At 38.0% G+C, this 21,803-nt stretch carries 21 protein-coding genes and 2 other annotated features; of the genes, 1 reads left to right on the top strand and 20 read right to left on the bottom strand.

What is annotated here, in order from left to right; translation table 11 throughout:
* Positions 1 to 5: 5 nt before the first annotated feature.
* The 14 genes from rplU to ACTDJC_RS01610 form a co-directional block, all read right to left on the bottom strand.
* Positions 6 to 314 (bottom strand): 50S ribosomal protein L21, encoded by a 309-nt coding sequence (rplU, locus tag ACTDJC_RS01675; RefSeq protein WP_098305065.1) that lies wholly within the window; start codon positions 312 to 314, stop codon positions 6 to 8.
* 14 nt (positions 315 to 328) lie between these two features.
* Positions 329 to 406 (bottom strand) — a sequence feature (ribosomal protein L21 leader region).
* Between the two features lie 77 nt (positions 407 to 483).
* Positions 484 to 1,866, bottom strand: coding sequence for an Rne/Rng family ribonuclease (locus ACTDJC_RS01670; protein WP_440602521.1), 1,383 nt, complete (start codon positions 1,864 to 1,866; stop codon positions 484 to 486).
* A gap of 62 nt (positions 1,867 to 1,928) precedes the next feature.
* Entirely contained in the window at positions 1,929 to 2,789 is an 861-nt protein-coding gene (locus ACTDJC_RS01665; protein WP_429706339.1) for a M50 family metallopeptidase, read from the bottom strand.
* Positions 2,782 to 3,522: a peptidoglycan DD-metalloendopeptidase family protein gene (locus ACTDJC_RS01660; protein ID WP_429716067.1), complete on the bottom strand. Its 741-nt coding sequence runs from the start codon at positions 3,520 to 3,522 to the stop codon at positions 2,782 to 2,784. The genes ACTDJC_RS01665 and ACTDJC_RS01660 overlap by 8 nt, the downstream gene beginning before the upstream one ends.
* 221 nt (positions 3,523 to 3,743) lie before the next feature.
* Positions 3,744 to 4,541 (bottom strand): septum site-determining protein MinD, encoded by a 798-nt coding sequence (gene minD / locus ACTDJC_RS01655; RefSeq protein ID WP_440602520.1) that lies wholly within the window; start codon positions 4,539 to 4,541, stop codon positions 3,744 to 3,746.
* 2 nt (positions 4,542 to 4,543) lie between these two features.
* A complete protein-coding gene (minC, locus tag ACTDJC_RS01650) occupies positions 4,544 to 5,230 on the bottom strand; it encodes a septum site-determining protein MinC (RefSeq protein ID WP_098305075.1) in 687 nt (228 codons plus the stop codon).
* A gap of 35 nt (positions 5,231 to 5,265) precedes the next feature.
* The gene (mreD, locus tag ACTDJC_RS01645; RefSeq protein ID WP_230573847.1) at positions 5,266 to 5,808 is read right to left on the bottom strand and encodes a rod shape-determining protein MreD; all 543 of its coding nucleotides are present in this window, start codon (positions 5,806 to 5,808) and stop codon (positions 5,266 to 5,268) included.
* Positions 5,809 to 5,820: 12 nt separating this feature from the next.
* A complete protein-coding gene (gene mreC, locus ACTDJC_RS01640; RefSeq protein WP_098305079.1) occupies positions 5,821 to 6,675 on the bottom strand; it encodes a rod shape-determining protein MreC in 855 nt (284 codons plus the stop codon).
* Positions 6,676 to 6,723: 48 nt separating this feature from the next.
* Positions 6,724 to 7,740 carry a rod shape-determining protein gene (locus ACTDJC_RS01635; protein WP_098305081.1) on the bottom strand — a complete coding sequence of 339 codons (1,017 nt, stop codon included), beginning with the start codon at positions 7,738 to 7,740 and terminating at the stop codon, positions 6,724 to 6,726.
* 171 nt (positions 7,741 to 7,911) lie between these two features.
* The gene (gene radC, locus ACTDJC_RS01630; RefSeq protein ID WP_440602519.1) at positions 7,912 to 8,589 is read right to left on the bottom strand and encodes a RadC family protein; all 678 of its coding nucleotides are present in this window, start codon (positions 8,587 to 8,589) and stop codon (positions 7,912 to 7,914) included.
* Between the two features lie 13 nt (positions 8,590 to 8,602).
* Positions 8,603 to 9,163, bottom strand: a complete 561-nt coding sequence (locus ACTDJC_RS01625) for a Maf family protein (RefSeq protein ID WP_098305085.1) — start codon at positions 9,161 to 9,163, stop codon at positions 8,603 to 8,605.
* Between the two features lie 312 nt (positions 9,164 to 9,475).
* A complete protein-coding gene (locus ACTDJC_RS01620) occupies positions 9,476 to 10,444 on the bottom strand; it encodes a stage II sporulation protein B (RefSeq protein WP_440602518.1) in 969 nt (322 codons plus the stop codon).
* Between the two features lie 166 nt (positions 10,445 to 10,610).
* Positions 10,611 to 11,912: a bifunctional folylpolyglutamate synthase/dihydrofolate synthase gene (locus ACTDJC_RS01615; RefSeq protein ID WP_440602517.1), complete on the bottom strand. Its 1,302-nt coding sequence runs from the start codon at positions 11,910 to 11,912 to the stop codon at positions 10,611 to 10,613.
* A 116-nt stretch (positions 11,913 to 12,028) separates the two neighbouring features.
* On the bottom strand, positions 12,029 to 14,674 hold the full coding sequence (locus ACTDJC_RS01610; RefSeq protein WP_440602516.1) for a valine--tRNA ligase: 2,646 nt from the start codon (positions 14,672 to 14,674) through the stop codon (positions 12,029 to 12,031).
* 39 nt (positions 14,675 to 14,713) lie between these two features.
* Positions 14,714 to 14,944, bottom strand: a binding site (T-box leader).
* Positions 14,945 to 15,198: 254 nt separating this feature from the next.
* On the opposite strand from ACTDJC_RS01610, the gene ACTDJC_RS01605 reads away from it, so the two are divergent.
* Positions 15,199 to 15,393, top strand: a complete 195-nt coding sequence (locus tag ACTDJC_RS01605; RefSeq protein WP_098305093.1) for a hypothetical protein — start codon at positions 15,199 to 15,201, stop codon at positions 15,391 to 15,393.
* An 86-nt stretch (positions 15,394 to 15,479) separates the two neighbouring features.
* Here the strand turns inward: ACTDJC_RS01605 and ysxE are convergent, their stop codons facing one another.
* The 6 genes from ysxE to hemC form a co-directional block, all read right to left on the bottom strand.
* Entirely contained in the window at positions 15,480 to 16,505 is a 1,026-nt protein-coding gene (gene ysxE / locus ACTDJC_RS01600) for a spore coat protein YsxE (protein WP_098305481.1), read from the bottom strand.
* 153 nt (positions 16,506 to 16,658) lie between these two features.
* The gene (gene spoVID / locus ACTDJC_RS01595; RefSeq protein WP_440602515.1) at positions 16,659 to 17,648 is read right to left on the bottom strand and encodes a stage VI sporulation protein D; all 990 of its coding nucleotides are present in this window, start codon (positions 17,646 to 17,648) and stop codon (positions 16,659 to 16,661) included.
* Positions 17,649 to 17,782: 134 nt separating this feature from the next.
* Positions 17,783 to 19,072, bottom strand: a complete 1,290-nt coding sequence (hemL, locus tag ACTDJC_RS01590; protein WP_098305097.1) for a glutamate-1-semialdehyde 2,1-aminomutase — start codon at positions 19,070 to 19,072, stop codon at positions 17,783 to 17,785.
* A complete protein-coding gene (hemB, locus tag ACTDJC_RS01585; protein ID WP_440602514.1) occupies positions 19,072 to 20,061 on the bottom strand; it encodes a porphobilinogen synthase in 990 nt (329 codons plus the stop codon). The genes hemL and hemB overlap by 1 nt, the downstream gene beginning before the upstream one ends.
* Before the next feature lie 35 nt (positions 20,062 to 20,096).
* Positions 20,097 to 20,858 carry a uroporphyrinogen-III synthase gene (locus ACTDJC_RS01580; protein ID WP_440602513.1) on the bottom strand — a complete coding sequence of 254 codons (762 nt, stop codon included), beginning with the start codon at positions 20,856 to 20,858 and terminating at the stop codon, positions 20,097 to 20,099.
* Between the two features lie 4 nt (positions 20,859 to 20,862).
* A complete protein-coding gene (gene hemC, locus ACTDJC_RS01575; RefSeq protein ID WP_440602512.1) occupies positions 20,863 to 21,792 on the bottom strand; it encodes a hydroxymethylbilane synthase in 930 nt (309 codons plus the stop codon).
* Between the last annotated feature and the right edge of the window lie 11 nt (positions 21,793 to 21,803).

The following is a 21,803-nucleotide window of genomic DNA, read 5'->3' as shown; positions in this document are numbered from 1 at the left end:
CCGAATTAAGCGTTGATTGCTTCAATCACTAATTTCGTGTATGGTTGACGATGACCTTGTTTTTTACGATTGTTCTTTTTCGCTTTGTATTTGAAAACGATAATTTTCTTAGCGCGACCTTGTTTTTCAACTTTCGCAGTAACTGTTGCACCTTCTACAACTGGGCTACCAACTTTAACAGCTTCGCCACCAACGAAAAGAACTTTGTCAAAAGTAACAGTTTCACCAGCTTCTACGTCTAATTTCTCTACGTAGATTGCTTGACCAGCTTCAACTTTAATTTGTTTTCCACCTGTTTCGATAATTGCGTACATAATTGCACCTCCTCATAATTACTAAGACTCGCCAAAACGAGGTAGACATACAATGTCATTTTGTAACCTGTCCTGTGCGGTTGTAGCATATAGCCGTTTAGGTGCTATAAACTATAACATAGAGATGTTATCACGAAACACAGCCTATTGTCAATGAATGTTCTACTAACTATTTTTTCCGTGCACATATCTCTTCCTTTGTTCCAAAACGCTGAATCGTGTAACGCACGGCTGCATCATCAATAAAATAAATTTGAAACGATATATTACGGTGCAATTCTTTCTGAAAAAAGATTTGCTGCACATTAGGATGAGCAGCGATAAGAACGGCTTCGTCATCTGTTCCATTATAAGCGATCAGTTCTCTCTCTAGCTCGTATGCTACTGTTTCATGTGATAAAACATAACCGCTACTTTGACAAATCGTACAATCTGCTAATAGCACATCACGAAGCGATTGTTTTTTTCGTTTTCGTGTCATTTCTAAAATACCAAGCTCTGTAAATCCTAATACTCTCGTATAAGTATGGTCTTTTTCTAAGTGAGACTTTACGATTTCTCTTATTTTTTCTTTTTCTTCGCGGCGCTTCATATTAATAAAATCTATTAAAATCATCCCGCCAATATCGCGAAGTCGCAGTTGCCGTGCAATTTCTTTCGCTGCCATTTCATTTGTACGCAGTACTGTATCTTGTAAATTCTGTTTCCCGGTGAATTTTCCCGTATTCACATCGATTACAGTCATCGTTTCCATTTGTTCAATGAGTAAATAGGCTCCATTTGGAAGCCACACAACCTTTTGCAGTGCTTTTTCAATTTCACGATCAATTCCATAGCGGGAAAATAAGGGTGTCTTCTCATTAAAAAAGGTAACTTTCTCCGCACCTATTTTCTCTTCGAATTCTTGTATCATACTGCGCTGATCTACAATCACTTCTGAAACAGTCTCTACTGGTATCTCTTGAAGGATACGATCTAAAAAACTAGAAGGAGAATAAACAAGAAGCGGTGCTTTTCCTTTTTGTTCTTGCTTTTTCACAAGTTCAAATTGAGATTGAAGATGGCGCATCTCCGCTTGTACTTCTTCTATTTGCACTTTCTCACATGCAGAACGGAAAATAAATCCTCCTTTTTCTTCAAGCGCAAGAAGTTGTTCTCGTTTCTTCGCATCTTTTATTTTCCGGGAAACGGCAAAAACTGTGTCATAGGGCATATACACGACATATTTCCCGGTAAATTCTATATTCGCTGTTATTTTTGGCCCTTTCGTATCAATTGCTTCTTTCACAACCTGCACGAGAAGCGCTTGTCCTTCATGTAACCGCGTAGATGATGGCACGTTTTCATACGACAAATAAGCCTGCTTCTCCAAACCAATATTAACAAAGGCAGCATTCATACCAGCTATCGTTCGCATAACACGCCCAATATATATATTTCCAACAATTTGCTCTTGTTCATTTCGTTGCCATAAAAGTTCTACAATCTCTTTCTCTTCTTCAACAGCAACTCGTTTTTCCGAACCGATGTAGTTTATGTATAGCTTCTTCAAAGTATATTCCTCTCTTTATCCTTTTTTTATACCATAATAAAAGGTTAGTGTTATCGTCAACACTAACCAATTAACTCTTCTACAGATGATGTTGTTCTTTTTTCTGTAAAATATGCGTAAAGCAATTCATTTTCATCTAGTGTATATTGATTTTTATGATCTCCTTGTATGATAATTGAGTGTTTATATCCTCTCCGAAACTGTGTGAAAATATGATATAGACTCGTTTCTTTTTCAACTGTAATAGCTGTAACTTTTGCAATTTCTCGTTTTTTCCCGTAGTAGCGCTCTAATAAGAATCTCATAAATGCATAACGGCGTTGTTTCCATTCTTGAAATAAAGAGAATGCTAAAAATAGAAGTAATGTCCACATCATTACATTCTTACTATTCCAGAAAAGCTGCAGCAAAAATACAGCACTAAAACAAGCAATTGATATTTTCATCATGATGTTATGCGCCTGTACAAATGGAAAGCGATATGACAATATATTCAGCGCGATCTTCCCTCCATCAAGAGGCCAAATCGGCAGTAAGTTAAAGCACAAAATAATTATGTTATTCCACATAAAAAAATGATAGAAGTCTTCTCCCATCCAACCTACTGTGTACGACAAATAAGCAGCAGCTAACATCCACACATGTTGAATAGGCCCCGCTATAATGACAATCAATTCTTCTTTTAACGGCTTATTTCCATGCTCATCAAGCTCAGCCACCCCGCCAAATGGCAATAACTGAATTTGTTTAATACGCCATTTAAAATGGGCCGCCGCTATCGCATGACCTAACTCATGAATAAAGACAATGAAAAATAAAATTAATAATTCTTTAAAACGAGCTGTAAAAATCGCAATCGCCATAATCCCCCAAAACAATGGATGAATGGTAATTTTTGATAAAACCTCACTGTATTTACTCAAATGAAATCACCTGAATTGGATCAATAAATTTTTCATTCTTTTTAAAAGCAAAATAAAATTTTCCGTTTTTTCCAGTTGTTCCGTTCGCAACTGTTCCGATTTTTTGTTTTTTCGCTACATAATCATATAACTTAACTGATGTTTCTCCTAAATTTCCATACCATGATTCTGTACCATCTGCATGTTGAACTTGAACCGTATTCCCAAATTCCTCTTTTTGACCAACAAAAACAACAATTCCTTCATTCACTGATTCCACAATTGCATTTGCTGCTGTTTGTACAAATACACCTTGTCCGTTTGCATGAAAGTTTTGCATCACTTTCCCTGAGGTGGGAACAGCATAATCCTTTTCTTTCTGAACCGTTTTCTTTTCACTAGAAGGTAAAAAAGATAACGGCTTTCCAAATTGCGATTCATACCACTTAGAAACAGATGCAAATTGAAACTCTTTTTCCATCGCTTGTTTGACAGTTGTACGCGTTCCTTCAAGAGAACTCGTTGTATTTTTAAATAAGATTGCTACAACAAGAACAAGAATTGCAGATAGTAATAGCTTAAAGAGAAATATCTCTTTTCGAAAAAGCGGGTGTGTTTCTTCTCCGTCTTCAATAAGAAGCGGTGTATACTCTTGCTCTTCATATGAAAATAACTCATCTTCTTCTCTTCTTTCCTGCTGTGCTTTCCTCTTAGCAATACGTTTTTTTATTTCTTCTACTCGTTTATTTCTCATCCTGTCCCCTTCCTCTTTCAATCAATTTGTACATATGTATGAGTTGTCCGGGGAAGATATTCATGAGAATGAAATGAAGCTTTCATAAAGTGGAACTTCCATGAGCGTTTTTTTATCTCTCACCTATCTTCCTCGCTTCTCTCTAAATCTTGAGGCGGGAGTCTTACTGCCCTTGAATAGCGGGAAAAAAAGAAAGCACTCCGCATATATGCGAAGTGCTCTTAACGTATTCCGAAGAATTTTTTCATTTTCGTGAAGACCGATTCTTTTTCATTTTCAAATGACTGTAATGGTACATTTTCCCCAAGCAAACGTCTTGCAATATTTCGATAAGCAATTGATGCTTTTCCATTTGGTTGCAATGCTACAGGCTCTCCTGTATTCGTTGCTCGAATAACTGCATCATCATCTTCTACAACACCGAGCAACTCGATTGAAAGAGTACGCACAATTTCATCTACATCCAACATATCCTGTTCATGTAGCATATGACTACGCACACGGTTAATAATTAACTTCGGTGGCTCGATATCTTCTTTTTCCAATAGTCCGATAATCCGATCGGCATCACGCATTGAAGATACTTCTGGTGTTGTAACAACAATCGCTTTATCGGCACCTGCCACAGCATTTTTAAAACCTTGTTCAATGCCAGCTGGGCAGTCAATTAATATGTAATCATAGTCTTGACGTAATTGCTGTATTAATTCTTCCATTTGTTCAGGTGTTACCGCTGATTTGTCGCTCGTTTGCGCTGCAGGTAATAAATAGAGTTCATCAAAGCGCTTATCTCTAATAAGAGCTTGGGGTAAACGACAACGCCCTTCAACAACATCAACAAGATCATATATAATGCGGTTTTCCAGCCCCATTACTACGTCTAAATTTCGCAGACCGATATCTGTATCAATTAAACATATTTTTTTCCCAGATAACGCTAAGGCTGTTCCAATGTTTGCAGACGTTGTAGTTTTTCCTACTCCGCCTTTTCCAGATGTAATAACTATTGCCTCTCCCACAGCTATACAATTCCCCTTTCTAACCTTGTTAAATTAGGTCTAAGATGAGTGAGAAGTTGAATGCGATCGACAACAATGTAATTGTTCTCATTAATGTAGGCACATTCTGCCCCTTCCGCCCCGTCTTCTTTCTCTTCAGGAGCGCGCGTTGTTACGTCGCTAATCCGAAGTTGCATTGGATTCATAACAGAAGCTGTAATAACAGCTTCTGCATCCCCGTAATATCCAGCATGTGCAATACCTCGTAATGCTCCAATAATAAAAATATTTCCTCCAGCGATAACCGTCCCGCCTGGATTTACATCTCCAATTAATAATAAATCGCCTTTTACATGCAATATTTGACCTGAACGAACAATCTTTGAAACAGAAACAATCTCTGTTTCTTCTTTCCATGCCAATGCTTGTTCTTTCGTTACAACATCACTCTCAATAGAATCTACAACTAAATTCTTTTTATTGCGAATTAATGTACGCAATTCTTCCTGCTGTCCTTCTGTCACATAACGATTCCCAACTTTGACCTGTACTTCAATTAACGAGCGTCCATCCCCCTCGTAATAATGGGTTGAAAGCTTTTCGTCAAGTTCTTGCAGCAATTCGCGAAATGAACAGGAATCATCAAGATGTAATGCTAAACCATCTTTCGTTCCTTTTATAGTCACATATTGTTGCTTTTTTTCTGTCACCAATGCTCACCCCACCGATTCAATTCGACATAAAATCAGAAAATCCTTTTTTCTTTTTCTTCCATGGCTTCTGAAAGACGTAAAATATATCGTCTCAGTGGGAAACAAAACAGTAGTAAAAAAATTCCGTTTAATAACAACGTTGGAAGAAGACGATCTGTGAAAAAGATATGCGCTGGCATATGAACACGACCAATTAGCGTCAAAAATCCATACACATAATATTCCAGCGCGGCGATGCTCGCTAATACAATACAGAACACAATAAAAAGATTAAGTTGTAAAATTCGCATTGCATGATATACAAGATAAGCTAAAATCGGATAAGCAAATATATACACACCAACTAGCTCTGTATGCACCATATCAAACAAAAATCCAAATAATAGTCCATAGTAAATACCTTGTACAGAATTAAAGTAAATTGTAACAAAGCATAAAACGATCAGAAAAAAATGCGGAGCTGCAATTGTATTCTTCCAAAAAAGACTTGTTGGCACAATGGTGGAAAACATATTCTCAAGTACAAATACGAAAAGAAGTAGAAGAGGAAGAATTGCTTTTTTTATAATCTCCATCTCTTCCCCCTCCTATTTCCCTAGATCCACTGACGGCATAACTCGTTGTGCGACCATAACATTATCTACATCATTTAAATCCGCCGCAGGTTTTACATAAGCTGTTTGTGTTAATCCGTACTCATCTGATGTCACATCGACGATTTGTCCAATAACCAGTCCTTCCGGGAACACCCCGCCGTAGCCAGAAGTTACAACCATTTGATCCTTCTCTACTGGTACACCAGATGGGATTTTTGTAAAGATAAGCTGTTGCTTCTCTTTATCGTATCCTTCAATTAACCCGAAAACACGTTTATCTCCTTGTACAACAGCTGAAATACGATTTGTTCTATTTAATGAGCTTACTAACTCAACTGTTGAAGTGAATTGTGAAACGCTTTTTACTTTTCCGACTAAACCTTTTGATGTAATAACAGCCGCATCTTTTTGAATACCTTGTTGTGCCCCTTTATCAATTGCAATTAGGTCATACCATTTATCTGGATTGCGAGAAATGACAGTTGCTTGAATTGGATTATAATCACGAAGCGAATCTTTTTTTCCAACAATGTCACGAAGCTCTGCATTTTCTTTCTCTAAGTCTTTCACCTTTACGGACAACTCTGCATACTTGTCCAAGTTTGCTTTTAATTCTTTATTTTCTTCATACGTGCGCTTTACATCTTCTACGTTCTCAAAGAATCCGGCAACATAGTTCGCTGGCTTTTGAAATACACGTTCTACAACTCCTACGGTATCCTTTACAAACTGCTCTGGCCATGTTAAATTTTTCCGTTCTTTCAATGAGATTCCGATCAATGCCACCAGAAGAATAATACTAACTAACAAAACAATTAATCTTTTGTTTAAGAAAAACTGTGGCACGTTCACACCCTCTTAAATTTACTAATTTTTATGCTGAAATAATGGATTTTATCGAGCAGTTTTGAAAAGATGGATATTGTCTAACGCTTTACCTGTTCCAATTGCTACGCAATCTAATGGATTTTCTGCAACAAGAACTGGCATATTTGTTTCTTCGCTAATTACTTTATCTATGTTACGAAGCAAAGCACCACCACCTGTTAAAACAATTCCGCGGTCCATAATATCTGCCGCTAATTCTGGCGGAGTTTTTTCTAATGTATTTTTCACAGACTCAAGAATCGCATCTACTGTATCTTTTAAAGCTGATGCAATTTCTTCTGGGCGAATTGTTATCGTTTTTGGTAATCCTGTCACTAAGTCACGACCGCGAATGTCCATTGGTTCAACATCTTCTACTTCACCAGCAGAGCCGATTTCTAATTTTAATGCTTCTGCTGTTCGTTCCCCAATCATTACGTTGTAGCTTTTCTTAACATATTGAATAATTGCATCATCCATTTCATCACCAGCAACACGAACAGATTGGCTTGTTACAATACCACCTAGTGAGATAATTGCAACTTCTGTTGTACCACCACCAATATCAACAACCATACTTCCTGTTGGTTCCCAAACAGGTAAGTTCGCACCAATTGCTGCTGCAAATGGCTCTTCAATTGGATATGCATCACGTGCGCCTGCTTGACGAGTCGCATCAATTACTGCACGTTTTTCAACAGCTGTAATACCAGATGGCACACATACCATTACATAAGGCTTGCGAGAGAAGAAGCCGTTTGATTTTTGTGCTTGTTGAATATAATATTTCATCATTGTTGCTGTTGTTTCATAATCAGCGATAACACCGTCTTTCATCGGACGAAGTGCTACAACATTTCCAGGTGTACGACCAATCATTTGTTTTGCATCGTTACCAACTGCAACAATTTGTTTTGTATCTGTTTGCAAAGCCACAACAGATGGCTCGCGTACAACGACACCTTTCCCTTTTACGTATACAAGCGTATTCGCTGTTCCTAAGTCTATTCCAAGGTCACGAGTAAAACCACCAATTCCAAACATATCATGTATCTTCCTTTCTAATTTAACAAAAGTACTTTATTTGTTCTTTTAAATACTATTATATTTATATAAAACATAACGTTTTCACATGTTCTTTGTTATAGTGTAGACGAAAGCCTACAAAAAACCCATAACTCACATTATAAAACAAAATAAAGAAAAAAAACAGTCTTAAATATGACCTTTATCTTTTAAACTAACAAATTTATGGTCACCAATAATAATATGATCGAGAATTTCAATCCCGATAATTTTCCCGCATTCTACAAGTCGCTTCGTTACTTCAATATCTTCTCGGCTTGGTGCGGGGTCGCCTGAAGGGTGATTATGAAGGCATATAATAGAGGCAGCAGCGCGGCGGAAAGCTTCCTTGAAAACCTCGCGCGGATGCACAATTGATGCATTCAAACTTCCAATAAATACCGTTTGTCGATGCATCACTTGATTTTTCGTATTTAAATATAGACACACAAAATGTTCTTGTTGTAAAAAACGCATCTCCTCCATCATGTAGCGTGCGCAATCTTCTGGATTACGAATGCTATATCTATTCTGATACTCTAATCGTACCATTCTTCGTCCAAGTTCAAAAGCAGTAATAAGTTGGGATGCTTTTGCCATCCCAACGCCGTGAATGCTTGTCATTTCTTCGATTGTTGCATCTTTTAACATTCGTAATCCATCAAAATGATGCAAAATTCGATTCGCTAATGTTAAAACCGACTCCTCTTTTGAACCCGTTCGAAGTAATATAGCGAGAAGTTCTGTGTTTGATAAGCTGCTTGCTCCTTCTAGCAATAAACGTTCCCGTGGTTGATCTTCTTTCACAACGTCACGAATGCAGCTCATACCTCAGCCTCCTTTACATATTAAATTGTTTTAATTCACGCACAACACGTGCAATTGGCAGGCCGACAATCGCATAATAATCACCTTGTATATGATGAACAAAAATAGCGCCTTTTCCTTGTATACCATAGCTACCAGCTTTATCAAGCGGCTCTTTCGTTCGTACATATGCCTTAATTTCTTCTTCTGTTAATTCCCAAAACGTTACTTCTGCACGCTCATAAAATGTCACTGTTTTTTCTTTTGAAATAAGAGCGACTCCTGTATAGACTTCATGTGTTTTCCCTGATAAAAGCTGCAGCATTTCTTTCGCTTCATTCTCATCTACTGGTTTTCCCAAAATACGCGACTCGTACGTAACAATTGTATCAGCACCAAGTACAACACAGTCTTCGTAATTCTTTGCTACAGCAGATGCTTTTTGCAATGCAAGCGACATCACGATATCATGCGGTGATGAATATGCTCCAATTATTTCTTCTACATCGCTAACTACAACGTCAAATGGCATATCCACTAGCTCAAGTAATTCTTTGCGCCTTGGTGAACCGGACGCTAAAATAAGTTTTTTCATACGTTCTCCTTTCGTTTTCCAAATTAGCAGGAAGATACAACATAACCATACTAAATGTATATATTCTCCTCAAATTTTGAAAATATCGTTTTTCTTTAAAAAAATATAAAAGAAAGGAAAGAAGCCTAAACTCTCCTTCCCTTTCTTCAGCTTAAACAGATGATAAGAAAAAATAAAACCATCTTCTGATAAAGTGAAACTTCCATCAGTGGGGGTTTTATTCATCCCCCACCTATCTTCTTCGCTTCTCTCTGAATCTTGAGGTGAGGGTCTTACTGCCCGCAAATAGCAGGATAATGAGTTAAACCTTATCTAATTATTATACGTTTTTGTTTTTTGCGAAACTATTTTTTCATAAGAAAGAAAGCTATCTACTAAAACTTGCTGCAATTTTGTCATTGTTGTCACATCTTGTTTTCCCTCTTGTATTGTCTGCACAGCCACTGATGCATACGTAAACAATTTTTTTATATCGTCCCGCTTCAATGCCGTTTCCTCTTTTTTTATTGCCTTCCACTCATTTTCAATTTGTTCTATATTTGTTTTATTTATTTTATTCCCAGACTGCATCGCAGCTGCTTGTTGCAGCAATTTTTCATACAATGATTGTAGCTTTTCAAAAAACGATCCGTAGTCTTGGTCCTGTTTTAGAAGTGCTTGATCCGCAATCTCCCATTTCTTTTTCATCACTGATATATCTTTTTGTTTATATTGCTCCATCATCTGCATAACAGATTGCTCATCATGTGCCATTCCAAGAACGAGTAAATATTTATCTCCTGACTGCATAACTGCTCCAGGAATTCCTTTTTCTTGTAACTCCTTTAACGATGCCTGTCCCTTTTCTTTCGTAGAAAATACCCCGCCCTGCACAAAATATATAGTAAGCGGTGATAAAGCTGCTGATGCTGCTTTATTTTCTTCTTTTTTCTCATTTGTTGATTGTTTCGTCTCATTTTTCTCTGTAACATTTGCTACTGGGGCTGTAGTTTCACGAACTGTTTCTTGACCTGTTAACAGATGCAGCATTCCCATTCCAAATCCTGTCCCAATTACAATCGCTGTAGATACTGTCAAAATGAAAGTATTACTCCATCCCTTTTCCCCTTTTTTCATGGAAGATAATACATTTTTTTGAAACGGAACAACATTATTTGTCACTGTATTCTCTGGCAGCACCCACTCAAACTCTTCTTTCTTTTGCTCATGCTCTTTCTTTTCTACATAATTGGCTTCCGTTCCATTCACTTTAATTGAAATTGTTCGCGATTGCTTGTCCATACCCCCACTCCTTACTTCTTATCATTGCCAGCATCGTATCATACTCGTTTCAAAAAAGAACGAGATATTTGTCATAGAGATTCGTCAAATTATCCTATATTGTTATCTTATATGTATGCTTACGTCTTTATTTGTAGAACTAAAAAACTAGACAGTTTATTTCTGTCTAGTTTTTTTGCATAACGTATTTACGAGCTTCTGATATGAAATAAAGAGAACCTGTTAATATGAAAACATCCTCTTCTTGCAGAGAAGCCATTGTTGTATCAATCGCTTCCTGCCAATTCTCAAAAATATGTTTCGATTCTCGTTTTGAATAAGCAGCAAGCGCCTCAGCGGAAATTGCACGATCAAACGTAAACGTCGTAAAGATCATTTCATCTGCAATTGTTTCTAGCTGTCCAACCATTTCATCCAATTGTTTATCCCCAAGCGCTGTAAATAAAACAATAATTCGCTTTTCACTATAGTGGGCACGAACAGTTTCTACAAGGCTATGTACTCCTTCTGGATTGTGAGCGCCATCAATAATGACATGTGGGTGAGTAGATAGTTGTTCAAAACGTCCAATCCAGTATGCCTCAGTTAATCCTTTTCGAATATGCTCCTCATCAATTAAGAACGCCTGATACACTTTTAAGTACGTAATCGCCATAAGCGCAAGTGCAGCATTTTGCACTTGATGCTGGCCTTTCATGGAAATGGAAAGGTCTTCATATGTATGGAATGGAGACAAGAATGTAAATTGTTCACCTTGCTTATCTGCAGAAAGATGTTCCACTTTAAATTGATTCCCAAGTTCATATATGTTAGAACGTTTTTCATTCGTAATCGTACGGATTACTTCTAACGCTCCACCTTGCTGCACACCTGTTATAACAGGAACACCTGATTTAATAATTCCTGCCTTTTCAAATGCAATATCTTCTAGCGTATCTCCTAAAATATGCATATGATCATGACCGATATTTGTAATGATACTGAGTACAGGGTGAATGACATTTGTTGAATCAAAACGCCCTCCAAGACCTGTCTCGAATAAAACGATATCACACGGATTTGTCTTTCCAAAGTAATAAAGTGCCATAACAGTAATGATTTCAAATTCTGTCGTTTCACCTAAATCTGTTTTATCTAACTTTTCCACAACAGGTTTGACTATATTTACGAGATCTGTAATTTCTTGATCTGTAATTGGCATTCCGTTTGTACTAATCCGTTCATTAAACGTTTCAATATACGGTGAGGTAAAGGTTCCTACTTTATACTCTGCCTCCTGTAACATATAGCGCATATATGTGAGAGTAGAACCTTTTCCATTTGTTCCCGCAAGATGAACACATTTTATATGTCGCTCTGGATTTCCAAGTTCCTCTAGCATCCATCGCATGCGTTCTAACCCTGGTTTAATCCCAAATTTTAAACGACTATGAATCCAGTCGATTGCTTCCTCATATGTATGTATCATGTATGCTATTCCCCTTTCAAATCAGCAAAAAATGAACCAAGACAACAGAGTATCTCAGCTCTATTATACGCAAATAAAAGAGACTCACCAATATAGTGAGTCTCTTTCGAATAACTTTATTTTTGAAGGTCAGCTAGACGTTGGCGAACTGCTTCACGTTTTTCTAGATAATCTTGTTCCTTCGCGCGTTCTCCCTCAATAACTGCAGCTGGAGCTTTTGCTACGAATCCTTGATTTGAAAGTTTCTTCTGTACACGCTCTACTTCTTTGTCAAACTTCTCAAGTTCTTTTTCAAGACGTGTTTTTTCTTCTTCAAGGTTAATCAGGTCAGCTAATGGTAAGAATAACTCTGCACCTGATACAATTGCAGTCATCGCTTTTTCCGGTGCTTGTAAATCCGTTTGAATTGTTAATTCACTTGGATTACAGAAACGTTCGATGTAAGAGCTATTTTTCGTAAGCTGCGCTAGTACTGCTTCGTCTTTTGCTTTAATTTGCAATTGAACTTTTTTGCTCATTGGCGTATTTACTTCAGCACGAATGTTACGAACAGAGCGAATGATATCAACTAGAAGGTGCATTTCTGCTGCTGCTTCTTTGTCTTGTAAATCTTCACGAACTGTCGGCCATGCCGCTACTGTAATAGATTCGCCTTCATGAGGTAAGTGCTGCCAAATCGTTTCTGTTACGAATGGCATGAATGGATGCAATAGGCGCATCGTTTGATCAAGTACATATGCTAAAACAGAACGAGTTGTTTTCTTCGCTGCTTCATCTTCACCGTATAACGGAAGTTTCGCCATCTCAATGTACCAGTCACAGAAATCATCCCAAATGAAGTTGTATAATGAACGGCCAGCTTCACCAAACTCATATTTATCCATATTACGTGTTACACTTTCGATTGTTTCATTTAAGCGAGTTAAAATCCACTTATCTGCAACTGATTTTTCACCAGTTAAATCGATATCTTCGTATTTCATGTCATCCATGTTCATTAATACGAAGCGTGATGCATTCCAAATTTTATTAATGAAGTTCCAAGTAGATTCTACTTTCTCCATGCTGAAGCGTAAATCTTGGCCTGGTGCACTTCCTGTTGATAAGAAGAAGCGCATTGCATCTGCACCGTACTTATCAATAACATCCATTGGATCAATACCGTTACCAAGAGATTTACTCATTTTACGTCCTTGCTCATCACGAACTAAACCGTGAATTAATACATCTTTAAATGGACGCTCTCCTGTAAACTCTAAACCTTGGAAAATCATACGAGATACCCAGAAGAAGATGATATCATAACCAGTTACTAAAGCATCTGTTGAATAGTAACGTTTGAAGTCTTCTGCATCTTCATTCGGCCAACCAAGTGTTGAGAACGGCCATAATGCTGAGCTAAACCATGTATCAAGTACGTCGTTATCTTGGTTCCAGTTTTCAATATCTGCTGGTGCTTCTGTACCTACGTATACTTCACCAGTCTCTTTATGATACCAAGCTGGAATGCGGTGACCCCACCATAATTGACGAGAAATACACCAGTCGTGAATGTTTTCCATCCAGCGTAAGTATGTGTTTTCAAAACGCTCTGGTACGAACGTTACTTTTTCTTCTTCTTTTTGTTGAAGTTCAATCGCTTTTTCTGCAAGTGGTGCCATTTTTACGAACCACTGTGTTGATAAGTAAGGCTCAACAACTGCACCGCTGCGCTCACTATGACCTACTGAGTGCATATGAGGCTCGATTTCTACTAATACGCCAGCTTCTTGTAAATCTTTTACTAACTCTTTACGGCATTCGAAACGATCCATACCATTATACTTACCAGCTTTTTCGTTCATCGTTCCATCTTCGTTCATTACTAAGATGCGTGGTAAGTCATGACGGTTACCTACTTCAAAGTCATTCGGGTCATGAGCTGGTGTAATTTTCACAACGCCTGTTCCGAAATCTTTTTCTACGTACTCATCAGCAATAATCGGAATCTCACGGCCAACGATTGGAAGTGTAACTGTTTTTCCGATTAAATGTTTGTAACGATCATCTTCTGGATGAACTGCTACCGCTGTATCACCAAGCATCGTTTCTGGACGAGTTGTTGCAAGACGAATGTGACCAGAACCGTCTGTTAACGGATAGTTCATATGATAGAATGCACCTTGAACCTCTTTATGAATTACTTCAATATCAGAAAGAGCTGTGCGTGTTGCTGGGTCCCAGTTGATGATATACTCACCGCGGTAAATTAAACCTTTTTCGTATAATTGAACGAATACTTTATTAACAGCATCAGATAAACCTTCATCTAATGTGAAACGCTCACGAGAATAATCTAGTCCTAAACCGACTTTCCCCCATTGCTGACGAATGTGAGAAGCGTATTCTTCTTTCCATTCCCACGCTTTTTCAAGGAATTTCTCACGGCCAAGATCGTAACGTGAAATACCTTCTTCACGAAGTTTTCCTTCTACTTTCGCTTGTGTTGCAATACCAGCATGATCCATTCCTGGAAGCCATAATACATCGTAACCTTGCATACGCTTTGTACGAGTTAAAATATCTTGAAGCGTCGTATCCCAAGCATGACCTAAGTGCAGCTTACCAGTTACGTTTGGAGGCGGGATTACAATTGTATACGGTTGTTTCTTTTCATCTCCTGTTGCTTCGAAATATTTGCCTTCAAGCCACCATTGATAACGGCCTTCTTCAACGGACATATGATCATATTTAGTCGGTAAATTCTTTTCCGTGTTTGACATTATTTTCCCTCCTTCAAAATAAAAAAATGTCCCTCATCCAAAAAGGACGAGAGACATCGCGGTACCACCTTTATTTACAAACAAATTCAAAATTTGCTTATACTCTTAATTTGATAACGGACAAATCCGTCTTTTCCTAATGAGATGACTCCGTTCAGAAAAGATGCTCCAGGGCTACCTTCTAACATGACTATCTAGAGAATCTTCCAGCTAATAATTCTCCTCTCTGCAGACGTTTAATGTTATACTCTTCCCCTTCAATGCATTTATATAATTGTTATTTATTATATACAATAGTGTAAAAAACGAAACTACATTCGTCAAGATAAAAATATTTTTCGACTTACATCTACAATTATTAATTCTATTTTCAATCAGCTTAGCCAAGTTTTTTATAACATATGCAAAGAAAATGGAAAAGTGTAGCACAAGCACATTAGACGCTTATCCTGCATAATGTAATATCACATTTATTCTTCTCTTATGATTGCATCCTAGAGGAGTTTCTAATACGGAGGACCATTATGCGACGCTTTCGACGCACGTATAACTTTTCAGCCCCTTCATGGCTAAGAAATATACAAACGATGTTTTCTGACTTTGCAATCCCGCTCACGATTTTCCAAGGCATTCGCACTTTACTTCTCCCTACGTTTTTAGATTTCGTCATACTTGTTATTTTCATAGCAGTAACGGTTCGCTTACATTTTCAGCCGTAACCTCTTCTTGAGGCTACGGCTAATTTTATTCTGCTATTCGCGAACAGTAAGACCTCCACTGATGGAAGTTTCACTTTATGTTAATTTTACTGCGCTTTTTGCGCAGCAGCTTGAAGCTGTGCAACAAAATACTCAATATTACTTATAAGCCAATGCGCTTGTTGAAGCATCGTTACATCATTTAGCTCCTGTGCTCCATTGCGCACATTTCGAGCGTTTATATATGACTGCACTTGCTTTATAAATGTTTTGGGATAAGCTAAATATGCAAACATAAGTAACTTTTCTTCCTTTGTAAACGCAAAATTATTTTGATAGATTTGGTACCATTCATATCGATCATTTCTTGCAATTGGATATGTGTTAAAGGAACGTGAATAGAACTGAACGATATCTTGAACTGGGGTAGCAAACTGCGCATCTTCTAAACTAATAAAATAGCCGTTTCGCTGATAATCAAATAAAAAGTGATTCATGGAAACATTGCCATGAATAAATGAAATGCGTGTTTTTTCTTTTTCTTTCATCGCTTCATGCCATTCTGTAAACTGTTTCTTTGCAAATTCATGAGCACGCAGCGCCTGATGAAAGTACGTACAATACTGCAATTCAAACGGAGACATATACCACTTTGCTTCAGATTCAACTAAAAACTTCTCTAATAGGGCTCCATCTTCTTCCCAACGGTTTGAAATAGTATCAAAATGTTCCTGAAGCACTTCTTCCTTCACTTCTTCCTCTCGCATCGTTCTTTTGTGCATCAAAGCAAGTGTTTGAAACATTTTATGATACTGATCATTCTCTTCACCTTGTCCTTCTGCACTTCCTAGCCAAGGCATTAAATAATAACTATATTCACCATCATTGAACACATGACTTCCATCTTTTGCATGATAAATCGGCGCAAAATTCGTAAAGCCCTTTTCCCGTAAAAATTGAACATGATACATAAGATTACTTCGTTCTAATTTCCGAGATGGTAATTTTTTTAACGCATATGGACCTTGGTTCGTATAAATTTTTGTTACATTCCCATATTCCTCAATATGTTCAGGAGCTAATTGATATAGCTGCAAAATAGAAGCATAACGGTCTCGTAATTCCATGTCCATACGAACAACGACCCTTTCTCCAAGAGCATAAAGTGAAACTTCCATCAGTGGGGGGCTTCATCCTCCACTGATGATTAGTTGAACCAATCGGGATTTTACTGCCCAAAAATAGCGGGATAAAAAAGAAAAGAGGTGAGGAAGATTTCTCTTCACTCACTTTGTTTTCACTTTTGGCACTGGTATATACAAAATTTGTCCTGCTGTTAAATAAATATCATCCGTTTGATTTACACGGTGTAAATGCTGTACGGAAGTATCATAACGCTCTGCAACGGATTCAATCGTATCGCCTTCTTGCACAAAATACAATCGCAGCTTTGTAAATTCATCTTCCGGCTGCTTTGCAAATAATTTTGTTAAATATAACGCATTTTCATCTCGCTGTGAGTATGAAATTTCTTCTTGCGCCTCTTCATTGGCAGCTTCCTGTTTTACTTTCGGTTCCTTACGTCCAAAAAACAGCTGCGGTGCGACTTCTTCTTGTTTTTCCTCCTCTTCCTCGACTTCTTGCCCCTCTTCTAGATCAAGCTCTGGTTCTTGACGAGCTTCTAACTGAAATGGCTCAAAGGCATAATCTTCCCACTCATCAGTCTCTACCGCTTCTTCTTCCTCTTCTCTTATTTCTTCTCCCTCTTCCTCTTCCTCTTCCTCTTCCTCTTCCTCTTCCTCTTCTTGTATTTCTTCCTCTTCGTATATTTCTTCCTCTTCACGCTCTTCATTACACAATCCGTGAATTGAAATATCTGCTAAAAGCTGCAAACAGCCATCGTCCAACAATTCATAATCAAATTCTTCAATATCCACATATAAATCTTCGACTTGCTTCACACGTCCTCTTGGAATAGAAATCTCCAATGGAAACGAATGTACTAATTCATTTATACCATCTTCACGTGTTTCCACATAATCTACAGTGCGAACTGGTGATAATTCTCGCAATGAAAAAACCTCTATTTCTTCCTTTGCAATATATTCTCCTGTTAAATCTAGCTGTCCACATACAACAATTTCATATTCACGTTCCTCTATAACAACATCAGGATCTAACGAAATAGAAAGTAACTCATTGACTTCCTGTCCTTTTTGAAACCAGACAGATTCTTTTAACGAAAACCGTAATGAAGTTTGTTGATCTGCTGCCACTTCGTATTCCCCCTCTCAAACTATATGTCATTACAGGTTTATGTGAGAAACAGAGACTTTATGAATAAAAAAATCGCCCTCACTTGAGAGCGATTTTTGTCCCACATATTTAACAAAATAAAAGAACTAACAAATTATCCTTTTAATTTAGACATAGCCATTTCTGCCGCTGCAATAGTTGCTTCAATATCAGCATCACTATGTGCAGTTGATAAGAACAACCCTTCAAATTGAGAAGGTGGTAAGAATACACCTTGTTCTACCATTTCACGGTAATATGCTGCAAAATATTCTAAATTAGACGTTTTTGCTGTTTCATAGTTAATAACCTTTTCATCTGTAAAGAAAATACCTACCATGGAACCAGCACGATTAATACAATGCGGAATATCATATTTTACAGCTACTTCATGTAAACCTTTTTCAAGCATTTCCGCTTTACGTTCAAATTCTTTATAGCTCTCCGGTGTTAATTGGACAAGCGTTTCATATCCAGCTGTCATCGCTAATGGGTTACCAGATAGTGTACCAGCTTGATAAATCGGTCCACTTGGTGCTACTTGCTTCATAATTTCAGCCTTACCACCATAAGCCCCAACAGGAAGTCCCCCGCCAATTACTTTACCTAAACATGTTAAATCAGGTGTTACACCAAAATATCCTTGTCCACAATTATAAGCTACGCGGAAGCCTGTCATAACTTCATCAAAAATAAGAAGTGCACCGTATTCTGTTGTAACATCACGAAGTCCTTGTAAAAATCCTGGGAGCGGCGGTACAACGCCCATATTTCCAGCTACCGGCTCTACAATGACACACGCAATATCATCACCGAACTGTTCAAAAGCATATTTCACACTCTCTAAATCGTTATACGCAACAGTAATCGTATTTTTCGCAACACCTTCTGGCACACCAGGGCTATCTGGTAAACCAAGCGTAGCAACGCCAGAACCAGCTTTAATTAAAAGGGAATCACCATGCCCATGATAGCAACCTTCAAATTTCAAAATTTTATTACGCCCTGTGTAACCGCGTGCTAAGCGAAGTGCACTCATTGTCGCTTCTGTTCCAGAGTTAACCATACGTACAATTTCAATAGACGGTACACGGTCGATTACAAGCTGTGCTAATTTATTTTCAATTTCTGTTGGCGCGCCGAAGCTTGTCCCTTTTTCTACTACCGCTTTTAACGCCTCAACAACCCGGTCGTTGGAATGTCCATGAATAAGCGGACCCCATGACAATACATAATCAATGTATTCATTTCCATCAATATCATAAACTTTAGAACCTTTTCCACGATCCATAAATAATGGATTCATACCGACAGATTTAAATGCACGCACTGGGCTATTTACACCGCCTGGCATTAAATCTTTTGCCGTTTCAAACGCTTCAATCGATTTATCAAAACTTTTCATTATCGTGCGCTCCCTTCTTGTAACCATCTCGCTGCATCTTTTGCATGATATGTAAGTATTAAGTCTGCTCCGGCACGTTTCATACTTAATAATTTTTCAAGAACAATGTCTTTTTCATTGATCCAGCCATTTTGTGCTGCCGCTTTAATCATTGAGTATTCACCACTCACATTATACGCAACAACTGGAAGATTAAAGTTATTTTTCACATCACGAATAATATCTAAATAGGAAAGTGCTGGCTTCACAATTAAGAAGTCTGCCCCTTCCATCACATCTGACTCAGCTTCGCGGAACGCTTCCAGACGATTCGCTGGGTCCATTTGATATGTTTTACGATCACCAAATTGCGGCGCACCATGTGCAGCATCGCGAAACGGTCCATAAAAGGCAGACGCATATTTTACTGCGTATGACATAACTGGAATATGCGCAAAGCCGTTTTCATCTAACGCATGACGAATAGCCGCTACAAATCCATCCATCATATTAGATGGTGCAATAATATCCGCACCTGCTTTCGCTTGACTTACTGCTGTTTTTGCAAGAACCTCTAACGATTCATCATTTAAAATAATTCCGTCTTCAATTACACCGCAATGGCCATGACTCGTATATTGACATAAACATGTATCTGCGATTACAACTAATTCTGGGAATTTCTCTTTAATTTGCGTAATTGCTCGCTGTACAATACCATGTTCACAATACGCAGAAGAACCAACTTCATCTTTTTCAGCAGGTAAACCGAATACGATAACTGAACGAATACCTAAATCGACAACTTCTTGCATTTCTGCTTGCAGATGGTCTAAAGAAATTTGATATACACCTGGCATAGAGGAAACTTCATTACGCTTGTTTTCCCCTTCTAAAACAAAAATTGGATAAATGAAATCTTCTGTATGTAAATGTGTTTCACGCACAAGAGCACGCATACTTGCACTTTGTCGTAAACGACGATGACGGTTAAATTGTAAAGGATTCATAACTTTCCATCTCCAATTCTTAAAGTTTCACTTTATTATACATTTTTATAATAATATTCTGAAATGCATTGTAACATAGCTTCAATTGTATATTCTTTCGGAATGAGAAGATTTTGAAAATGTTTACGCGCTTCTCGTTCTGTAACGGGACCTATACAAGCAATTGTACATTCTTTTATCCATTCTCTCCAGTTTTCACCCTCAAGCAATGCGATAAAACTCTGCACAGTCGATGGACTTGTGAAGGTAATCACATCGATTTCTCCTGATTGCAGTGCATCGATTAGGTGCCCCCGCTTTTGTACATAGACGGCAGTTTCATATACAACAAGCTCACGTACGATAGCACCATGACCTCGCAATGCTTCCGGTATCACATCTCTTGCAAGATTTCCTTTTGGCAGTAATACACGCGTCCCGCTTCCTATATAACTCACAAATTCTTCCGCAAATGCTTCAGCTACGAATGCTGTTGGTACAAAATGGACAGTATAGCCGCGTTTCTCTAATTCTTTCTTTGTTTTCACACCAACTGCAGCAATTTTAAGGGTATGTGGTAACGGTTGCTTCATACCATCTAAAAAGAAATTCACACCATTTTTACTTGTGAAAATAATCCAGTCATACGTGATTAATTCATCACGCACTTGTTGAAATTGTTCATGTGCGGCTGCTGTTATATGCAAAAGCGGAATTTCTAATGGAATTCCGCCCTGCTTTTGCACTTCGGCACTCATTTGCTTCGCCTGTTGCTTAGCTCTCGTAATTAGCACTGTTTTTCCACAAAGAGAAGGCATATTACTAGTTTTGCCCCTGATTTGCTAAAGCAATAAGTTCCTTCGCTCCTTGCCCGATTAACAAGTCTGCTGCTTGTTCTCCAACTTCTTGGGAACTTTCACCAATAACAACTTCTTTCAATAAGACAGTTCCATCTGCAGATCCAACGAGAGCTGTTAATTCAATTTGGTCATCTTCTTTCAGCGTTGCATATCCAGCAATCGGTACTTGGCAGCCGCCTTCTAACTTATGAAGAAATACTCGTTCTGCTTCAACTGTTTTCGCAGTTACACTATCATTCAGATGACTTAGTAATTGTAATAAATCAGCATCATCCTCTCGACATTCAATGGATAACGCACCTTGTCCAACAGCTGGTACACATACCATTTCATCTAAGTATCCTGTAATCACATCATCCGCCCAGCCCATTCGCTTTAGTCCTGCTGCTGCTAAAATAATAGCATCGTAATTTTCTTCTTTTAGCTTACGAAGCCTTGTATCAATATTTCCTCGAATCCATTTTATTTGTAAATCCGGGCGCGCCGCTAACAACTGCGCACTACGACGTAAACTGCTTGTACCGATAACGGCTCCCTCTGGTAACTCATCAAACGATCCACCATTTTTGGAAATAAACGCATCACGTGGATCCACACGTTTTGGAATACATCCAATTGTTAATCCCTCAGGAAGTACTGCCGGCATATCTTTCATGCTATGAACAGCCATATCAATTTCTTTTGTAAGCAACGCATGTTCAATCTCTTTTACGAACAATCCTTTTCCGCCTACTTTCGAAAGTGTCACATCTAAAATAATGTCACCTTTCGTTACAATTTCTTTCACTTCAAATTCATATGGCAATCCTAGTGCTTTCAATTGATCGATAAACCAATGTGTTTGCGTTAATGCCAATTTACTTTTTCTTGATCCTACAATAATTTTGCGCATATTTTTCTCTC

Source organism: Bacillus sp. GB_SG_008 (genome assembly GCF_052038115.1).
In the GTDB taxonomy this organism is placed as follows: Bacteria; Bacillota; Bacilli; order Bacillales; family Bacillaceae_G; genus Bacillus_A; species Bacillus_A rhizoplanae.
The sequence above is the reverse complement of the archived record's forward strand: the minus strand, read 5'-3'. Positions and strand labels throughout refer to the sequence as shown.

Bases quoted from the DNA above. Each gene is read 5' to 3' on its own strand.
- rplU (WP_098305065.1), bottom strand. From the start codon at position 314: ATGTACGCAATTATCGAAACAGGTGGAAAACAAATTAAAGTTGAAGCT.
- ACTDJC_RS01660 (WP_429716067.1), bottom strand. From the start codon at position 3,522: ATGAGAAATAAACGAGTAGAAGAAATAAAAAAACGTATTGCTAAGAGG.
- mreD (WP_230573847.1), bottom strand. From the start codon at position 5,808: ATGGAGATTATAAAAAAAGCAATTCTTCCTCTTCTACTTCTTTTCGTA.
- ACTDJC_RS01635 (WP_098305081.1), bottom strand. From the start codon at position 7,740: ATGTTTGGAATTGGTGGTTTTACTCGTGACCTTGGAATAGACTTAGGA.
- radC (WP_440602519.1), bottom strand. From the start codon at position 8,589: ATGAGCTGCATTCGTGACGTTGTGAAAGAAGATCAACCACGGGAACGT.
- ACTDJC_RS01625 (WP_098305085.1), bottom strand. From the start codon at position 9,163: ATGAAAAAACTTATTTTAGCGTCCGGTTCACCAAGGCGCAAAGAATTA.
- ACTDJC_RS01620 (WP_440602518.1), bottom strand. From the start codon at position 10,444: ATGGACAAGCAATCGCGAACAATTTCAATTAAAGTGAATGGAACGGAA.
- ACTDJC_RS01615 (WP_440602517.1), bottom strand. From the start codon at position 11,912: ATGATACATACATATGAGGAAGCAATCGACTGGATTCATAGTCGTTTA.
- ACTDJC_RS01610 (WP_440602516.1), bottom strand. From the start codon at position 14,674: ATGTCAAACACGGAAAAGAATTTACCGACTAAATATGATCATATGTCC.
- ACTDJC_RS01605 (WP_098305093.1), top strand. From the start codon at position 15,199: ATGCGACGCTTTCGACGCACGTATAACTTTTCAGCCCCTTCATGGCTA.
- ysxE (WP_098305481.1), bottom strand. From the start codon at position 16,505: ATGGACATGGAATTACGAGACCGTTATGCTTCTATTTTGCAGCTATAT.
- hemL (WP_098305097.1), bottom strand. From the start codon at position 19,072: ATGAAAAGTTTTGATAAATCGATTGAAGCGTTTGAAACGGCAAAAGAT.
- hemB (WP_440602514.1), bottom strand. From the start codon at position 20,061: ATGAATCCTTTACAATTTAACCGTCATCGTCGTTTACGACAAAGTGCA.
- ACTDJC_RS01580 (WP_440602513.1), bottom strand. From the start codon at position 20,858: ATGCCTTCTCTTTGTGGAAAAACAGTGCTAATTACGAGAGCTAAGCAA.
- hemC (WP_440602512.1), bottom strand. From the start codon at position 21,792: ATGCGCAAAATTATTGTAGGATCAAGAAAAAGTAAATTGGCATTAACG.